The sequence below is a fragment of the Rhizobium sp. P38BS-XIX genome (assembly GCF_012641435.1).
GTDB lineage: Bacteria > Pseudomonadota > Alphaproteobacteria > Rhizobiales > Rhizobiaceae > Rhizobium.
Map to the genome: position 1 here is coordinate 253,805 of NZ_JABAIJ010000008.1, position 17,222 is coordinate 271,026.

Genomic DNA, 17,222 nt, shown 5'->3' on the forward strand with positions numbered 1-17,222 from the left:
AATTCGCGGCAAGCTCCCCGTTCTCGCGTATCGAGGAACATCGGGTTTGCAATCCTATGCCTTGATGATCTTTTTTAGATACCCATCATATTCGATTGCCAAAAATGGCAAATCAGTCCACCCTTTATGCATGTCCGATATTAGCCGCCCTTTCGTGACCGAGGATGATCCAGACAGGCACTTGCGCTGCCAGGATGCCCTTCAGGCGTCTTTACAGGATCTTGTGAAGGCGGCCGAGGCGGCGGGATGGTCTGAACGCGAAGTCGTGCTTGCCATATTTGAGCTCGCGGACAATCACCTGCGCACGCTTGAGGCCAACGATAATACCGACGCCTTGATCGAACTCCTCAAACGGATGACCTGAGCGCCGTTTCCAGTTTCCAAACCTGCGTATCACGGCCTCTGATTATCGGCCCGCGCTTCCGTGAGAAGCCAGTTTGCAAAATCCTGTATCGGACCGTCGCTCAATCGGATCGGCTCGGGAAGGATCAGGCAGAAGGTCTTGGAGATCGACCGGCCGTCAGGCCACGGCGCGACAAGGCGGCCTTCCGCCAACTCCGTCTCGACGTAGAGGCGCGGCACCAGCACAACGCCGAGCCCCGCGAGCGCCGCTTCAATCAGCATGACGTGAAGATCATAGCGAGGGCCGATCGCAGGATTGGTCAACGCGATCCCGGCCTCCTGAGCATAGCGCTGCCAAGCGTCCGGGTTCTGGCGCCGATGGAGGCGCGGAAGCTCATCGAGAACGGGCGGTTCCCCACCTTTGCCAAGAAGCATCGGATGGCAAACGGGAACCAATGTTTCCTGCAGCAAGCGATGCGTTCGCATTCCGGTCCAGGCAGGATGATCGAAATGAATTGCTCCGTCAAAGCCGCTTCCGGCTAGGACGAACGGCTCCATCCTCTCGGCAAGATGCACGATAATATTCGGATGCTTCTCTCGAAATCGAGCCAAACGGGGGATGAGCCAGCGCGCGGCGAAAGTGGGAATGGTGGCGATATCGATGCTGCCACCATTGCTCGGCTCACCCATCAGATATTGGCTGTCGCGCTCCAGCCGATCGAGCGACTCGCGAACCTGGGCTGCATAACGTTCTCCATTCGGTAAAAGCCGGACACGATTGCCGATCCGCTCGAACAGCGTGACGCCCAGGAAGACCTCGAGCCGCCCTATCTGGCGGCTGATAGCGCCTTCGGTCAGCGCCAGTTCCTCGGCAGCGCGAGCAAAGCTCCCATGGCGGGCCGACGCTTCGAACGCCATCAGCGCGGAATTGCTTGGAATCTTGCGGCGCATGATCGGCTCCCGGCGTGCTGGCTCGGCACCAGCTTGATATTATGTCATTGAAGCGTGAGCCGATATCGATATGTGGCCGGCAATCAGCGCCTTATCATGATCAAATATCAACGACAAGCAAGGCCAAAGACGGCGCTTGCGATTAAAGGTGGTACAATGATCTACACGGTGGAATGCAGCTTTGCCGACCCAGTCAGCGAGGGCGAATGGAACAACTTCTATAGCTTCGACAAGCTCCCGGCCCTCATTTCGGTCAGCGGCTTTCACACGTCGCAGCGCTTCAAGGCATTGCGCGTCGGCTGCCCCGTTTATCTCGCCATGCACTCGATCGACGGCCTCGAGATTCTGACTGGAGAGGAATACCGCCAGAAGGGCGGTGGTAATTTTGCGCGCTGGCAACAGCACATCACCGACTGGCACCGAAATCTCTATGACGGCGTCGAGCGGGTAATGGCCGTTCATGACGACGAGTATCTGGTGCTCAGCGCGACGGGGCCCGAGTCACTGCTCGAATTAGGTCTTGCGCCACAAGCAATACACGCGGTCGCAATGGAGAAATTTCCGGAACGCCGATGGCTGGCAAAATCGAAGCGCGATGAGATTGCCGACATCGACCGCTTGCCCGACGGTATCCATATCTACGAGCCGATGACCGCGCAGCTGACCAGCGGTAGCGACCCCATTGTCGGGAAGGCACGATAAGCACCGATGCCGAATATCACGATCTTCCTTCCTGCAGAAAGACTGCCTTCCGACGAAGCACTCGCGCAGCTTACGGAGCAATGTACCGAACTTTGCACGGGCGTGCTGCAGGCCGCCTTGGCAAAGGTCCATGTCATCTATGTCCCCGTTCGCCACGGCCGGGGGCACCCGGTCTTTGCAGACATCCGCTATCGCCTTGAGACCTTTCGCACACCGGCCGTCATGGATCGGTTCATGAAGGGTCTGGATGATGCCATCAGACGCCACCTCGACCTGACCGCACGCATCCGTTGCTTCGGCTATGCAGCTGCCAACATTCAAGCGCGCAACTGAACTGCGGCCCGGAGACAGTCATGAATAAAACTGCATTTCCCAGCCAACAGATTGGCGACTTGACGATTACGGCGATCAGCGACGGCTACCTCGCCGCAGGCCTTGATCTCCTGTCGAATATTGCCCCTGGTGACGCCTCCCGCATGCAACAGAATGCAGGGATCGCGAATAATACCGAGATCCATATCAACTGCTACCTGGTGCGGGGAGGCGGCCGCACGATCCTGATCGACGCGGGAGCCGGCGGTTTCAGGCAGTGGGGTGGCAGGCTTGAGAGCAATCTTGGATTAGCCGGTATCGAGCCCTACCAGATCGACGCCATCCTGTTGACACACGCCCATCCGGATCATGTTGGAGGGCTCGCCAAGACTTCGGGAGAAGCGACTTTTCCGAATGCAGAGCTTGTCGTTCACAACCGGGAACTCGCATTCTGGCGAGATGACGGCAACTTGAGCCGCGCGACGGAGCGTGCTCGAGGCGGCTTCCTTGTCGCGCGTCGAGCTTTCGACGCCTATCGCGACAGGCTGCGGATTGTTGAAGCCGGCGAGGTGCTTCGCGGCATCACGGCGATGCCGTTACCGGGTCACACCGCAGGGCATACCGGTTATCGCCTTGAATCCGGCGGTCGCAATCTACTTGTCTGGGGGGACATTGTTCACTTTCCCCAAATCCAGATTCCGCGGCCGGATGTTTCGATCGCGTTCGATCATGACGCGTCTCTTGCCGCCTCGACTCGAGCGCGACTGCTGGATCTTGTGAGTGCGGATCAGCTGTCGATCGCCGGCATGCATCTGGGCGAGCTTGGTTTCGCGCACGTCGCGCGAAAGGGTGAAACCTATGCCGTTAGGTATATGGAGCATCCGCCGAAATGACTTGAGAGCAGCTACATCCCTGGAGATTGTTGCAACAATCACAATTTAATAGAAATTATTGTTGCAATTGTTCGCTTGGACAGGTTGGGCGATTGTCACCTCACAGACAACCGCTCAGCCAAACCGAAACAGCTGTTTCGGCATCATAACGTGAGGATAGTCCCATGCCGCTCACATCATCCGGATTGAAAATTCTAACCGTCGCCGTTGCAGCGATACTCCCGACATTTGCCACGATTTCGCAGGCCGCAAGCAACGCTCCAGCGGTCGGCGCGCAATACGACACCAGCCACGTTTACGTCCCAGTCGCTGAGACCGACGCCTTTGCGGCAAGCTTTGTCGCGACATTCGGCGGAGCATCAACCAAGCAGATCGTTGCCACCGTGACGCCGACGCCCAGCAGCACGACGTCGCAGTTGATCCAGACACCAGTCGGCACCATCTCGCTCTTCGGCTTCAAGACGCCAATTCCCTATCCCTTCGGCCAGGAACGGACCGGGTACCTTGTAACGGACCTGGATCAATCCATCCGTGAGGCCAGAAAAGCGGGAGCGTCCGTCATCGTCGAAGCCTTCCCCGACCCGATCGGTCGCGATGCCATCATTCAATGGCCAGGCGGCGTCAACATGCAGCTCTATTGGCACACCAAAGCGCCGAACTATCCGAAACTCGATACGATCCCGGAAAACAGGATCTATGTTTCGAAGGATTCCGCCAACGCGTTCATTCAGGATTTTCTGCGATTTTCGCATGGCAAGATTGTCGCTGACGACAAGCAGGCTCCGGGTGTGGAAATCGGCCGCCCAAGCGATACCTTTCGGCGCGTGCGCATCACATCGGACTTCGGCAAGATGTCCCTACTTGTGACCGACGGCCACCTGCCCTATCCCTATGGGCATGAAACGACGGGCTACGAAGTGACGAACCTGGAAGAGACGATTTCCAAGGCGACAACCGCCGGGGCAACGCTCCTGGTTCAACCGTATACATCGGATCAGCGTCGGGCCGCCATCGTCCAGTTTCCCGGCGGATATATTGCGGAGATCCATTCAGCCGGTGCTTCGCAGTGACGATGCGATCACTCATCTGACGTCAATCCAGAATAGTAACCGCCTTCGATCGCACGGCATCTTCCGATGTCGTGCGATCGTGCTTTCATGATGGCTGCAACCGGCACCGCATTGTCATTTCCAGTTCGGGCCATGCGCAAACTGCCATTGATCGCCTGCCACTTTCGCAATAATCATGCGCGATCCATTGCCAGCTGCGAAATAATTTCATGAACGACTACAAAGCTCTCAAGATCTTTCTCCTGGCCGCCGAAAAGCGCAACTTCGCGCAGGTCGCTCGAGAGCTGGACATGACACCGGCCGCCGTAACGCGAGCCATAGCAGCGCTGGAGGAAGATCTTGGGGTGCAGCTGTTCGTGCGCACCACCCGCCAGGTGTCGCTGACGACGGACGGCGCGGTTTTCGCCGCCCAAACCCAGCCGGCGGTCGAGGCGCTCGAAACCGCCCGCAAGGATATCCGCAATGCACACAAGGCCGATCAAGGGCGCCTGCGGCTCAGTGCGCCGACATGGTTCGGCAAGTCGGTGTTGCCACCGATCCTTTCAGGCTTTCGGCAACTCTATCCGAAAATGAGCTTCGAGATTTCCCTGTCGGACGGGCTCGTCGATATCGTCGACGGCGATTACGATCTGGCGATCCGGATTTCATCGCAACCGACGGACAAGTTCACGATCTGGCGCAAGATTCGAGTCGTGCCGCGCATCCTTGTTGCCGCGCCCGGAAGCCGGTTCGCCGAGATGCAGCATCCCGCCGAGCTGACCCCCGACGATTGCCTTGCTTACAGCGGTGAAAGCCGGGGCGAGATTTGGGTGCTGTCAGACGGTGGCTCGAGCATGACGATTTCGGCCGGACGCGCATTCAGCGCCAACAACGGCGAAGTTCTTGCCGACATGGCGGCCGATGGCGCTGGCGTTGCCATGCTGCCGGGCTTTCACATCTCCGAGCACCTTAAGACAGGACGTCTGGTTCACGTCCTGCGCGGTTGGGCGCCGCCCGATCTCTGGTTGACCTTATACTACCCGCCATACCAGACCTTGCCGCCGCGCATCGCTTCATTTTCGAAATTCTTCGAAGAGCAGATCGCATCGCACATGGCGATGCTGGACTGAGTCGCGACTTTCGGGCTGGCGCGATCCAGCGCGTGACCTCATGCCTTGTGACGGGCGATTATGTCTTCGGCGACCAAGGCCTGCAGATGCCATAGATTGCGGTCGCGGATGCCTTCAGCCTGAAGATCGACGATCGTGTTGCGCAGATACTCGGCGCAGGATCCGCCCTGCCCGCAGGCACGTGCGATGAGCTGTGAGGCCTGATCGGCCGGTAGGGGCCTCGTCAATCCGAGCCGTTTCGTGCTTGCCCAGAAGGTCAAAGCCTTGCGAGTGCCATTTTCGGTCCGCACGGGAAGCCATCGCACCATATCCCGGACCTCTCGGTATTTGATCTCGCGGGCGATCAACGCACGGAGGTCGGCACGCTGCCGTTCGGCCGACAAGGTGAAGACGATGCCATCGCACTGGCCGCCACGCTCGAGAGCCATCATCAGGCCGGGCTGCTCGCTGGTGGCCCGCCAGCGCGCGATTCTGAGCGAAAACGACCTGTGCCAGCCATGGGCGGTGGCACGCTCGCGACGGGCGGGCTCGAACTCGGGATTCCAGATGAGCGAACCGTAGGCAAAGATCATGAGAGGTTTGCCATCCGCTTCGCTCTCGACCTTGTCGACGAGATCATCGAGCTCCGCCTCGCACAGAGGCGTAAAGCCCGGCTCAGGTCCGTCATCGCGGACATCCTTGATCGTCAGGGCGACAAGCTCGGGGGTCAATTGCATCATTCCATCAATCCGCATGCCACAACAGAAAACAGGCGCGCCTGGCCACGGCATCAACCGTGGCCAGGCCTTTTAGTCAGGCCCGAACGAAGGCCAGCAGGTCGGCATTGAGCACGTCTGCATTGACGGTCAGCATCCCATGCGAGAGGCCGGGATAGGTCTTCAGCGTTCCGTTTTTCAGAAGCTTGATCGACTTGTGGGCCGAATCCGCAATCGGCACGATCTGGTCATCCTCGCCATGCAGAACGAGCGTCGGCACGGTGATCGCCTTCAGATCCTCTGTCTGGTCGGTTTCCGAGAAGGCCTTGATGCCGTCGTAATGCGCCTTGGCGCCGCCCATCATGCCTTGCCGCCACCAATTCTGGATCACGCCTTCCTGAACTGTGGCTCCATCACGATTGAAGCCGTAGAACGGGCCTACCGGCACATCCCGGAAGAATTGGGCGCGATTGGCAGCAAGAGCGGCGCGGAAGCCGTCGAAGACTTCGATGGGCAAGCCTTCCGGATTGCTTTCGGTCTTCAGCATCGAAGGCGGCACGGCGGAAACAAGCACGGCCTTTGCGACGCGGCCGGCCGGCTCGCCGTGCTTTGCAACGTAGCGGGCCACCTCGCCGCCGCCGGTCGAATGGCCGATGTGGACGGCATTCTTCAGGTCAAGATGTTCAACGACGGCGGCAGCATCGGCGGCATAGTGATCCATATCGTGACCATCGGCGACCTGTGCGGACCGACCGTGACCACGGCGGTCATGAGCGACGACGCGGTATCCCTGCTGCAGGAAGAACAGCATCTGCGCATCCCAGTCATCCGACGAAAGCGGCCAACCGTGGTGGAAAACGATCGGTTGAGCGGTCTTGGAACCCCAGTCCTTATAGAAGATTTCAACGCCGTCCTTGGTCATGATGATAGCCATTTCAGTATCTCCTTTGAATGATTTGGTGACGGTGGCAACACCGGATGAAAGCTGTTCTTCGTGAGGCGGCATGGAACGATGATCGTCTGTCATGTCTCGCCCTGTGATCGTATCGGTTTGGCTTCAGGCGATGTTTCTTTCGTCTGATGCAGCAATATTGCCGCGACAGACACTCAACAACAATTGCATTAATACTTCATATTTTGTTGCGCTTTCCGCAACATTGGCAGAGGCGTACCAAAAGCTTAGGGAAGACCGCTCCAGGCGGCGGGGGAATGTTTCACCGCAAAACTCGGCCATGGCAGCACGCGCCAGCATTTCTTTCCGATCTTGCCAAGTTCTCCAAAGGGCGGACTTTACAGAAACTACGCGCTCAACGAGTATATTTAATCTGGCCCTCGCTCCACACCGACCATATCCGCGTATTGCGTAGACGTTTTCAGACCGGCGTGCTGATCGATTGTCCGACGTGATCCGCATTTCCATCCCTATCCCAGGAGCGAGACGTCATGGCAAAGAATAGCGATGAGATCATAGCCCAGCTTGCAGATGAACTGCATATGCCCTTGGCTGCGTTGACATCACTTCCAGCGTTCGAAAAATTCCGCAATCGAGACATTTCCGAAATTCCGATCTCCGATCAGGAGAAGCTGCGCGCAGTCGTGCGGGAGAACATTCGAGCGCTGCTTCTCCGGCGCAAGGTCACCAAGGGCATAGTGGAGGCGACGACACCGGACCTTATCGAAAATGCGCTTTTCGACACACGCCAGCAGATTCTGGCCGACAAAACCGTGAGCGATGTCATGCGAGGTTTCATCGCAGATCACTGCATCTGCTGAGGCAAGCTATGGACAAGATAATCGATTATGCCAAATACACGACTGCGCTCGCAGTCGCCTTGCTGCTGTATATCCCGGCAAACCTGTTGCCGACGGAAAGCATCGTGAACCATTTCATCCTGGGTCTCACCAGCCTCATGGCGGCGCTGTCGGCGCTGTTTGGCATCCTGTTCTATACGCGGGTCACCCGCGTGATCCTCGACAAGAAGGAGAGCGACGACAAGGGCTGGTCCAAGACATGGGGTACGCTCCACATGGCTCTACTGGTCGTTGCCTATATTATCGGCGGCATCTACTTCTTCGCCGACAAGGTCATCATGGCCACGCCGGAAAAGGAATGCTCGGCGGCAATCCCCGGCACCGGCACATCGCAAATCGTCATCAAGTTCAAGTGCTCCTCAGGCGCATCCTGAGGGCGCATGCGATTGGCAGCCTCTTGCACTTGGCCAGAGGCTGCACGGTAGAGCTATCGTTTCAGGCAAACGCTAAGCACGTTACAGCGGCTTGGCGTTTGGTTGGGGGTTACCAAGGTCATCGCTCGGCATGAGCTGCTGGTCGAAGGCGGCGAAATAGGCTGCCCATTCCGGCTCACCCAGATCCACGAGCAACGCACCATCCTGCCAGATATCGTTGTGATCGTTATGGTCGTCGCCAGCCTTGTGAAGGTAGCTGCCGGTCGATCCCTGGTTCATGTGCGTATCGTGAATGCCAAGATCGCCACCGGTGTAAAAGCGGCCGAACAGATAGACATCACGGGATTCGGACTTGGCTTTCGTGAGAAGACGGATCAGCGAAGCGGCAGGCTCTACATCGGTTGAACCATCCATGATGCCACTGTCACGCCAAGGGCCTGTCGACGCGAGCACATCGCTGCGCTGGAAGTCGAGCGCCGGCAGCATATTGTGATCGGTGAGATCCGATTTGCCGGGTGCGGCGGCCGCAAGCATCTGGATGACGGCATGCTGGTAATCGTAGACCATCTTGTATTTCAGCAGGTCATCGCTGTCGCTGGTGCCGACGTTGATCGCCACGTCCCAGGTCTCTCCGTCGACATCGAGGTCACAATGGAGGTGATACTGCACCTCGTGACTATGCTTGTTATGACCACGACTGCCTTTGAGGGTCGGGGTTGAGGTTACTTTTGCCTTCACAAAGCCGTAGCCAAGCGTCATCGTTCCAGGGTCCTTCTTGGGGGTGTTGATCGAGGTTTATCGCTGGGACCGTTATTCGGCGTCGCCGCTCATCCAGAACTTCAGTTCGGCGTTGCGCGCGCCACCCGGCTTCCAGCCGGTAATCGGCTTGTAGATTTCATCGGGTTTACCCCCAGCTTCGAGAAAAGCGCGCCAGGAGTAAGCGTCGTAAACTCCATTGATATGAACGGCATAGGCCTGGGCAAGCTTCTGATTGCCGCGAATGATCAGGAGATTCTCGTCGTTCTTCTCGGATGCACTGACCGAGAAATTGTGCGAGCCCGTGACAACGACACAATCCGGGCTGAACGGATCGATGACGATGACCTTGGAATGGACGATCGCGATCAGGCCGGCGCCCATGAACTCCTCGACCGGAAACTCGGCTTCCGCCCAGCTTGGCTTGTTATCCTCGGGCACGCCTCCGGGCACCAGCACGTCGCGATGAAACGAAGCCGGATCCTGGCCCGATTTTATGACCTGACTTCCGACCCGGACAATGTCTTTTCCTGTCGCATGCACAGACGAGACGATGCCGCGCACATAGAGCTGGTTGCTCTTTGCCTGATCCAGCACGGCCGCCAGCAATGGCGAGTTTCCGGGCATGAACATGAGCGACAGAACCCCTTGCTTGGCACCGTCGATCAACGATTTGACGGCATCCATCTCCGGACCGTTCGTGGTGGCCGAGAAGAACAGCCCGATTTCATTGTCCTGCGTGCTGTCGCCGTTGCTTTGCTTGAGCGTCGCGGTCATATCGTCGCCGGCAGCGACAAGGGCGTCCCATTGCTTGCGATAGCGATCGGCGATGGCCGGGCGCTGCAAGATCACGACGTTGTTGAGCTGCGTGCAAAGCCCCGTCACGGTCCAGTTGGTGCTGCCGCTGAGCACCCGCAGGGGCAACCCGTCGGCACTCACTTCAACAACGAACTTGTTGTGGACGCTCGGCGAGCTTCGGCCATGATGGCTAAGATCGCGATGCCTCACTTCGAAGCCGGCACCTTCGAGTGTGGTGGCAACCCAAGGCTGGGTCGCGCTACCGTTGCCGATGAGAATGTGGCCGCGCGCTCCAAACGGAACGAGACCCTGAACCAGCTCCTTGTCGTTGATCTCGTAGATCGCCGCATAGATCGAACTGCCGCGTCGATCGGCGTCGGCGAGGAACTCAAGAATCTCGCTGCGCGCATCGCCACCCAGATAGCGTCGCGCTGCAAAGCCGGGATCGGCGAGATCTTTGACGAAGTTGCGCAGGGAATCCTCGGAAACATCACCCTTCACGAACCGCGTCACCACCTGCGACATCAATGTTCCGCGGTTGAAATAAGCTTCGAGCCCATTTCCCATATCGCCGGAAACAAGCGTCGGCTCCGTCCAGACGGACACCGTCTCTGCATCCGGGGCAAAGCCGCCATGACCATCATCCGTCATGCCTGTCACCCGATAGGAAAGCTGATCGGTCGCGGTGACGCCGTGATCGGTCCAAATGCATCGTCTGATGGGCGAGAGCGCTGAGGAGATGCCGCCCGGGGCGGTCGCGCCCTGTCCAGGCTTTGGCGGGATGCGATTGTTGATGATCGAAATCGCCCCGGTCTTCTCGTCCTTGCGCTCGAGCTGGAAGCCCACCAGCGCGTCGGGCCAATCCTCGGGCTCCCATGCAATCAGCACGTCGTCAGCGTTCGCGAACGCCTTGATACGGATCACCATTGCCCTCTCCTCCCATGCGTTTCGCTGCGAAGACGCAGCCGATAATCCCCACTCATCCGTCAGCAAAATCGCAGTTTTGCCGATCTCAACTGCACTTATTTGGAAGCAGACCGTCCGGTCCCAGACAGCCAGATATCAATCGCCGCAAGACTTTCATCCTCCACAAGAATTACGACACGACGGTGACAGGTCATTTGCGTGATTGCCTCAGGTAAATCGAGCATTGCCGAGCTTACTTTTGTTTTTGAAGGCAAGGCCATGTGGATTGGCAGCCGTCGAACAAAACCTGATAATAATAAAGATGTCTCGGACGCAAATATGCCAGGCACAGATCAACGAGAGCCGGATATCCGGCACCGCCTGACACATTCGATAGAACTAGTAGCGCTTGGTCTGCACAGCGCCTTGAAGAATATCACTCAAGGCCCATGAGACGGCAATCGTGCGCAATTGATTGGCATTTCTTATTTTCATTCCGATCAAGAGACGCAGCCGCGATTTCAAGGTTTTATGGCAGCACGAATTATGCGCGAACCATGGCTGACCCGAAATATTGTCTAGGACTCTCTGAAATGTTTCATCATCCTCATCAGAAAGAGGAGCTTCCATAAGACTACGATGCCCGCCCATCTTTTTCCCTAAAAGAAAGTATCAAGATCCAAAACATCAATCTGAAAGTAGAATGTAGCGGAAGAATATGAACGCATCATATAGAAACGATCCCATAAAGGATTATATAGTGATCAAAACACCGTGTATTCAGATCAATCGATGAAGATAAAGCGTATCAGATTCATCAAGCTCTATTGCAAGCGCGCGGCTGAAGACATGATCAGATCGGACGTTTGGCATTTCTCCGCTGGGTCCGCCCGAAATTCAGCAGGATCAACCCGTTCACATCCGATCTGAAAATGAACTGCTACCGCGAAAAAGAGAGCAAAAAATGCGCCCGCTCGCATCCCCCATTTGGGTGAGATCGCTCGCAAATTTCAGACACCGGCGCTAGCGCACAGCTCCGCCGCCAGGAGCTTCGTACCCCTTGAACTGTTGCCATAACTCGCTGGCAGTTAGGCCTGACGGTAAGAGCTGAGGATGAACATGGTCTGTCGCCGCACGATGGCTTTCAGCGTCGCGATCCTCTCAGCAGTGATCTTCTGCCAACCCATCAGTTCCTCGACATGTTCACGAGCCAGATGAACAACGATCAACTGTCCATTGATCGTCGTGCAAATGACATTGATCTCCTCGTCGCTGAAGCGGGATCCGCCAACCCGCGAGACGATCGCGGCGCAGCAACTGCGGATACGGCGGCCCGTAGCGCTTTTTCCTTCGGACTTCTCCGTCGGCCGGGTCAGCGGCGAATGATGCTGGGCGATGAACAAGGCGCGTGTCGCCGCATCAGGCGTGGCAAAGAGAAAATCCGCCAGCGCGTCAAGGATACTGCAATAGCCTTCGACAAGCTGCCCAATTTCCACGTTGGCGGCCAACATCTCCTCGACATCACGCGCGACAGGTCCGATCGCCTCCCAGGCCGACTCGTGAATGTCCTCGATGCAGGCCTGGTATAGACCTTCCTTGTTCTCGAAATAATACTGCAGCGACGGCGGCGGCACGCCCGCCGCACTGGCGATCTCCCGGGTGGAGACACCGGCAAACCCCTTTTCACCAAAGAGCGTAATCGCCGTCTTGATGATCTTGGTTTTCGTCTCCTCGCCGCGCGGATAGCCGTTCGCGGTGTTACGCCTTCTCAAACTCGTCATTCATCACTCCATTCCGCTGGCACGATAACACGGCCGGAAGAAATCTTCCATTCGCAAAAAATATTCCAATTGACATAATTCTTCCAAATGGAATAATTCGAGCAACAACCCCATTTCGAGTGACATGACCATGGACGCAAAAGTCACCTCCCCTCCGCTCTCGTCAGCGGAGGTCCCCACGCAGAAGAAGCGGAGGCCACGGCGATACATCGTGGCCGCCTTCGCCGCGCTCTTAGCCATCGGCGGCGGCTATTACGGCTATGACTGGTATGTGAACGGGCGCTTTGTGGAGAGCACGGACAACGCCTATCTGCGTGCCGACCAGGTCTCGATGGCGCCGGTGGTGTCGGGTCAGATCACGGAGATATACGTCGCCGACAATCAGGCGGTCAGTGCAGGCCAGCCGCTCGTCAAGATCGATCCGCGGCGCTACGAAATGGCTGTTCGCGAAGCGAAAGCGACGGTGTCGGCCAGAGAGGCCGACGTGGCCAAGAGCGAAGCCGATATGGGACACCAGAATTCGGTCATCGCGCAGGCGCAGGCAGATCTGGACAATGCAGATGAAAATGCCCGACTCGCAAAGCAGGACTTCGACAGGACTGCGCCTCTCGCGGCAAAAGGCATCGAGAGCCAGCAGAAGGGCGAACAGGTTCAGAGCGCACTTGAACAGGCAAGATCCGTCATTCGCCTGAAACAGGCGGTCCTTGACGCCGCACGCCAGCAGACGACGAGCCTGAAAGCCCAGGTCGAGCAGGCGCATGCGGAACTCGCCGCGGCAGAGCAGAGCCTCAGCAAGGCGGAAATCGACCTCAGCGATACCGTCTTGCGCAGTGCCATCTCAGGCCGCATTGGAGATCGCACCGTACAGATCGGCCAGTTCGTTCAACCCGGCACGCAATTGCTGACCATCGTGCCGACAGACAAGATCTATCTGGTTGCGAACTACAAGGAAACGCAGATCGGCGAGATGCGTCAGGGGCAACCGGCGACGATCAGCATCGACGCATATCCCGACGTCAAGCTGACGGGCGTCGTCGACAGTTTCGCCCCTGGAACCGGAGCGCAGTTCGCTCTGCTCCCCCCGGAAAATGCGACGGGCAACTTTACCAAGATCGTTCAGCGCGTGCCTGTGCGCGTCAGACTGGATGCCGGTCGGAAAGATATGCCCGCGCTGGTTCCCGGCCTCTCCATCGAGGTCTCCGTCGATACGAAGGCAACGGTCTTGCAGAAGGTTGCATCGGCGCAATGAGCAGCGAACCGGCATCGATGAGTTCTGAGAGCGCAAGCGTCACGGATTGGGTGGCGGTTGTCGCCGGCGCGCTTGGCGCCCTCATGGCGACGCTCGACATCTCGATCACCAACACGGCGCTTCCCCAGATTCAGGGCGCGATCGGAGCCAGCGGAACCGAAGGAACATGGATCGGCACGGGATACCTCGTCGCAGAGGTCATCATGATCCCTCTGACGGCTTGGTTTACACGGCTCTTTGGGCTTCGAACCCTGCTTCTCGTCACCACGACGGCCTTCGTCCTGTTCTCGATGTTTTGCGGACTTTCAGACAGCCTCATCGGAATGATTGTCGGCCGTGTTGGTCAGGGCTTCTTCGGCGGAGCCTTGATCCCCACAGCGCAGGTGATCGTGCGGACGCAACTGCCGCCTCGGCAGATGCCGGTCGGCATGAGCATTTTCGGTGTGATCGTGCTGATCGGCCCGATCCTTGGCCCTGTGCTCGGTGGCTATCTCGCCGAGGAGGTGACATGGAGATGGTGTTTCTTCCTCAACCTGCCGGTCGGGATTGCACTCTCCATTCTCCTTCTCGTCGGACTGCCCAAACAAAGCCCGAACCTTGGTCTGATTGCGAAAGCCGACTGGTTGGGCATTGCGGGCATGACCCTCGCGTTCAGCTGCCTGACCGTCGTCCTTGAAGAAGGTCAACGCGACAGCTGGTTTGAGTCTCCGATCATCGTTGAGTTGAGCATCGCGTCGCTGCTTGGCTTCGTCATCCTCTTCGTTGCCCAAAGAACAAGCGCGGATCCGGTCATCAAGCTGTCGCTTCTTCGAAACAGCGCTTTTGCCAGCGCAACGACGATCGCTCTTGCGGTGGGTGCCGCCACCTATGGCGCAACCTTTATCCTGCCGCAGTTTCTAAGTTCGATTGCCGGATACAATCCTCGTCAGGCCGGAGGCATCATGGCGCTGTCGGCAATCCCGGTGTTTCTGCTCGTGCCTGTTCTTCCACGCATCGTTGGTCGTTTCGATGCGCGGATCATGGTGGCGCTGGGCCTGCTTTTCTTTGCCGCCAGCTGCTTCATCGACATCGGTCTCAGCCCGGATAGCGCCGGAGGAGACTTCCAGATCTCGCAACTCCTACGCGGCGTCGGCCAAATCCTGGCGGCGATGCCGCTCAATCAGGTCTCGATGGCGGCCATCGGCAGGGAGAATGCAGCAGATGGCGCCGGAATATACAGCATGGCGCGCAACCTCGGCGGTTCGATGGGACTTGCCTTGAGCGGCGTCGTCATCGACCAGCGAAGCGCTGCCCATTCGGACACGATCCGCGAGGCACTCACGGCCAACTCGATCGCCGGACAGGCGCGGCTCGCGGCCAGCGGCGTGAGCCAGGGAATAGACACCGCTACCGCCAAACTGCGCGCCATCTCGCAATTGTCCAGCCTCATCGAGCGCAATGCGCTTGTGATGACCTATAGCGACTGCTTCTGGCTGATGGGTGTCATGATCCTTGCCATGATGCCCGTTGTTCTGTTGCTTCGCCGCCCAAATCAGGTGGCTGACAAAGCTACGCTGCAGGCCGCCCACTAGAGCGATCCTCCCGCTTGCTGCCAGTTCAGGCGAAAGCATGCGCCGAATTGGCGTCAAAGCCGAGCCATGCTTGATCGCCGCGGGCAAGATGCGAAATCGCCTCGTGCCCGAACGGAAGTCGAACCGACAGGTTGTCACCGCTTGCGGTCTGCGTGCTGACTTCGACATTGTTGCCGAGAAAAGTGATGTCGCTGATCGTGACCGCAAGGCCGGCCTCGACCTGCGCGCGAGACAAGGACAGGCGTTCGGGGCGCAGCAGCAGCGAGGCCTTCGTAGCCTTGCTCCCATTGGCACGCATCGGAACGCCATCGACGATCGTCCCGCCCGGCAAGGCGAGACGCGCTTTCCCATCCCCGTGCGCGACGACTTCGGCATCGATGAAATTGCTGTCGCCGATGAAGCCGGCGACGAAATGCGTTGCCGGATTGGCGTAGAGTTCCTGACCCGAACCGATCTGATCGATCTCGCCATGGCTGAAGACGGCGATGCGATCCGAAAGGCGCAAAGCTTCTTCCTGATCATGCGTGACGTAGAGGATGGTGACGCCGGTTTCCTGATGAATGCGCCTGATCTCGAACTGTATTTCCTCGCGCAGCTTTTTATCCAGCGCCGATAGCGGCTCGTCCATCAACAGCACCGGCGGGTTATAGACGAGCGCACGGGCAAGCGCGACGCGCTGCTGCTGACCGCCGGACATCAAGGCCGGCTTACGATCTTCAAACCCCTCGAGCCGCACCAGGCGTAGCGCGGCGCGCACGCGCTCGGTAACCTCGGCTTGGCCTGTACGGCGCACGCGCAACGGGAATGCGACATTCTCACCGACGGTCAGGTGCGGGAAGAGCGTATAACGCTGGAAGACCATTCCGATGCTGCGCTTGTGCGACGGTATCGAGAGAAGACTTTGGCCTTTCAGCAGAATGTCCCCCGCCGTCGGATCCTGAAACCCGGCAAGAATATAGAGCGTGGTGGATTTTCCGGAGCCGGAGGGTCCAAGGAAGGTCATGAACTCGCCTTCGGCAATATCCATCGTCACGTTCTTGACCGCCGTCACCTGGCCATAGACTTTGCGGATGCCGCGAATGGAGAGAAATGCTTCGGTCATGTTTTATGTCCCTTGCGGAAGATAGCAGCCAGGACCATGAGGACGATGGTAAAGGCGATGAGTATTGTCGAGGCGGCGGCAATGACCGGCGTCAGATCCTGACGCAAGGTAGACCAGATCTTCACCGGCAAGGTCTGAAGCGTCGGGCTCGCCATGAAAATGGCCAGCACAACCTCGTCCCACGAGGCCAGGAAGGAAAAAATGGCGGCGGCAAAAATCCCGTGGCTGATCGCCGGCACGGTGACCCGAAGCCGCGCTTCCCAAGGGCTGGCGCCGCATAGAATGGCGGCATCCTCGATTGATTTGTCGAAGCCATCGAGAGCGTTTCCGATCGAGATGATCGAGAACGGCAGCGCAATCAGCAGATGCGCGATGATGAAGGCAATCGTTGTTCCGGCAAGACCGAGCTGCAGGAACAAGGCATAAAGCGCCACAGCCAGGACCACGACCGGCAGGATCATCGGCGTCAGGAACAGCGCGCGCAAGACCTCGCGTCCAAAGAAATTACTGCGGTTTAGACCGAATGCGGCGAGAAAGCCGATTATAACGGATAGTACCGTCACGACGGCCGCGATCTCCAGGCTCGTCAACGCCGAATAAAGCCAGCGCGGATCGGCAAAGAGTTCCTGATACCATTTGAATGTCCATGACGGCGGCGGAAAGATCAGCCATTGCGACGACCCAAAAGAGAGTGCCGCGATGAACACGATGGGAAGGATCAGGAAAAGACAGACGATAACTGTCAATCCGATCAGAAAATACTTGAGGCCGCCGAGCTTTTCGAAATCGAGCAACATGG

19 protein-coding genes are annotated in these 17,222 nt (G+C 58.0%); 10 read left to right on the forward strand and 9 right to left on the reverse strand.

The genetic code is table 11. The features are described from left to right. Positions 1-46 precede the first annotated feature (46 nt). Positions 47-364 carry a hypothetical protein gene (locus HGP17_RS24685; RefSeq protein WP_246704196.1) on the forward strand — a complete coding sequence of 106 codons (318 nt, stop codon included), beginning with the start codon at positions 47-49 and terminating at the stop codon, positions 362-364. Positions 365-393: 29 nt separating this feature from the next. Here the strand turns inward: HGP17_RS24685 and HGP17_RS24690 are convergent, their stop codons facing one another. Continuing rightward, positions 394-1,293: a LysR substrate-binding domain-containing protein gene (locus tag HGP17_RS24690; protein ID WP_168813085.1), complete on the reverse strand. Its 900-nt coding sequence runs from the start codon at positions 1,291-1,293 to the stop codon at positions 394-396. A gap of 72 nt (positions 1,294-1,365) precedes the next feature. Between HGP17_RS24690 and HGP17_RS24695 the strand changes: the two genes are divergently transcribed. The 5 genes from HGP17_RS24695 (at position 1,366) to HGP17_RS24715 (ending at position 5,379) form a co-directional block, all read left to right on the forward strand. Continuing rightward, complete coding sequence (locus HGP17_RS24695; RefSeq protein WP_348648991.1) at positions 1,366-1,995, forward strand: sugar ABC transporter; 630 nt, start codon at positions 1,366-1,368, stop codon at positions 1,993-1,995. Between the two features lie 6 nt (positions 1,996-2,001). Next, a complete protein-coding gene (locus HGP17_RS24700; protein ID WP_168813086.1) occupies positions 2,002-2,328 on the forward strand; it encodes a hypothetical protein in 327 nt (108 codons plus the stop codon). A gap of 20 nt (positions 2,329-2,348) precedes the next feature. Then, positions 2,349-3,200 (forward strand): MBL fold metallo-hydrolase, encoded by an 852-nt coding sequence (locus HGP17_RS24705; protein WP_168813087.1) that lies wholly within the window; start codon positions 2,349-2,351, stop codon positions 3,198-3,200. A gap of 164 nt (positions 3,201-3,364) precedes the next feature. Further along, complete coding sequence (locus tag HGP17_RS24710) at positions 3,365-4,270, forward strand: glyoxalase (RefSeq protein WP_168813088.1); 906 nt, start codon at positions 3,365-3,367, stop codon at positions 4,268-4,270. A gap of 209 nt (positions 4,271-4,479) precedes the next feature. Continuing rightward, positions 4,480-5,379 (forward strand): LysR family transcriptional regulator, encoded by a 900-nt coding sequence (locus HGP17_RS24715; RefSeq protein ID WP_168813089.1) that lies wholly within the window; start codon positions 4,480-4,482, stop codon positions 5,377-5,379. A gap of 38 nt (positions 5,380-5,417) precedes the next feature. Here HGP17_RS24715 and HGP17_RS24720 read toward each other — a convergent pair whose 3' ends face one another. The 3 genes from HGP17_RS24720 to HGP17_RS24730 all read right to left on the reverse strand — a co-directional run bounded on the left by HGP17_RS24720 (position 5,418) and on the right by HGP17_RS24730 (position 7,326). Continuing rightward, a complete protein-coding gene (locus HGP17_RS24720; protein ID WP_168813208.1) occupies positions 5,418-6,095 on the reverse strand; it encodes a gamma-glutamylcyclotransferase in 678 nt (225 codons plus the stop codon). A gap of 76 nt (positions 6,096-6,171) precedes the next feature. Further along, complete coding sequence (locus HGP17_RS24725) at positions 6,172-7,008, reverse strand: alpha/beta hydrolase (protein WP_168813090.1); 837 nt, start codon at positions 7,006-7,008, stop codon at positions 6,172-6,174. Between the two features lie 123 nt (positions 7,009-7,131). Beyond that, positions 7,132-7,326 carry a hypothetical protein gene (locus tag HGP17_RS24730; RefSeq protein ID WP_168813091.1) on the reverse strand — a complete coding sequence of 65 codons (195 nt, stop codon included), beginning with the start codon at positions 7,324-7,326 and terminating at the stop codon, positions 7,132-7,134. 191 nt (positions 7,327-7,517) lie between these two features. Between HGP17_RS24730 and HGP17_RS24735 the strand changes: the two genes are divergently transcribed. Beyond that, a complete protein-coding gene (locus HGP17_RS24735; protein WP_168813092.1) occupies positions 7,518-7,847 on the forward strand; it encodes a hypothetical protein in 330 nt (109 codons plus the stop codon). A gap of 8 nt (positions 7,848-7,855) precedes the next feature. Then, positions 7,856-8,260: a hypothetical protein gene (locus tag HGP17_RS24740; RefSeq protein WP_168813093.1), complete on the forward strand. Its 405-nt coding sequence runs from the start codon at positions 7,856-7,858 to the stop codon at positions 8,258-8,260. A gap of 81 nt (positions 8,261-8,341) precedes the next feature. Here HGP17_RS24740 and HGP17_RS24745 read toward each other — a convergent pair whose 3' ends face one another. From HGP17_RS24745 to HGP17_RS24755, 3 genes are all read right to left on the reverse strand, one after another. Next, entirely contained in the window at positions 8,342-9,019 is a 678-nt protein-coding gene (locus HGP17_RS24745; RefSeq protein ID WP_168813094.1) for a DUF2278 family protein, read from the reverse strand. Between the two features lie 51 nt (positions 9,020-9,070). Then, on the reverse strand, positions 9,071-10,741 hold the full coding sequence (locus tag HGP17_RS24750) for a phospholipase D-like domain-containing protein (RefSeq protein ID WP_168813095.1): 1,671 nt from the start codon (positions 10,739-10,741) through the stop codon (positions 9,071-9,073). Between the two features lie 1,067 nt (positions 10,742-11,808). Continuing rightward, on the reverse strand, positions 11,809-12,501 hold the full coding sequence (locus tag HGP17_RS24755; RefSeq protein WP_168813096.1) for a CerR family C-terminal domain-containing protein: 693 nt from the start codon (positions 12,499-12,501) through the stop codon (positions 11,809-11,811). 211 nt (positions 12,502-12,712) lie between these two features. Between HGP17_RS24755 and HGP17_RS24760 the strand changes: the two genes are divergently transcribed. Then, a complete protein-coding gene (locus HGP17_RS24760) occupies positions 12,713-13,750 on the forward strand; it encodes an HlyD family secretion protein (RefSeq protein WP_348648992.1) in 1,038 nt (345 codons plus the stop codon). A gap of 17 nt (positions 13,751-13,767) precedes the next feature. Beyond that, on the forward strand, positions 13,768-15,321 hold the full coding sequence (locus HGP17_RS24765) for a DHA2 family efflux MFS transporter permease subunit (RefSeq protein WP_246704197.1): 1,554 nt from the start codon (positions 13,768-13,770) through the stop codon (positions 15,319-15,321). A 25-nt stretch (positions 15,322-15,346) separates the two neighbouring features. Here the strand turns inward: HGP17_RS24765 and HGP17_RS24770 are convergent, their stop codons facing one another. Both HGP17_RS24770 and HGP17_RS24775 read right to left on the reverse strand, forming a co-directional pair. Continuing rightward, positions 15,347-16,423 (reverse strand): ABC transporter ATP-binding protein, encoded by a 1,077-nt coding sequence (locus HGP17_RS24770; RefSeq protein WP_168813099.1) that lies wholly within the window; start codon positions 16,421-16,423, stop codon positions 15,347-15,349. Beyond that, positions 16,420-17,220 (reverse strand): ABC transporter permease, encoded by an 801-nt coding sequence (locus tag HGP17_RS24775; RefSeq protein WP_168813100.1) that lies wholly within the window; start codon positions 17,218-17,220, stop codon positions 16,420-16,422. The genes HGP17_RS24770 and HGP17_RS24775 overlap by 4 nt, the downstream gene beginning before the upstream one ends. Between the last annotated feature and the right edge of the window lie 2 nt (positions 17,221-17,222).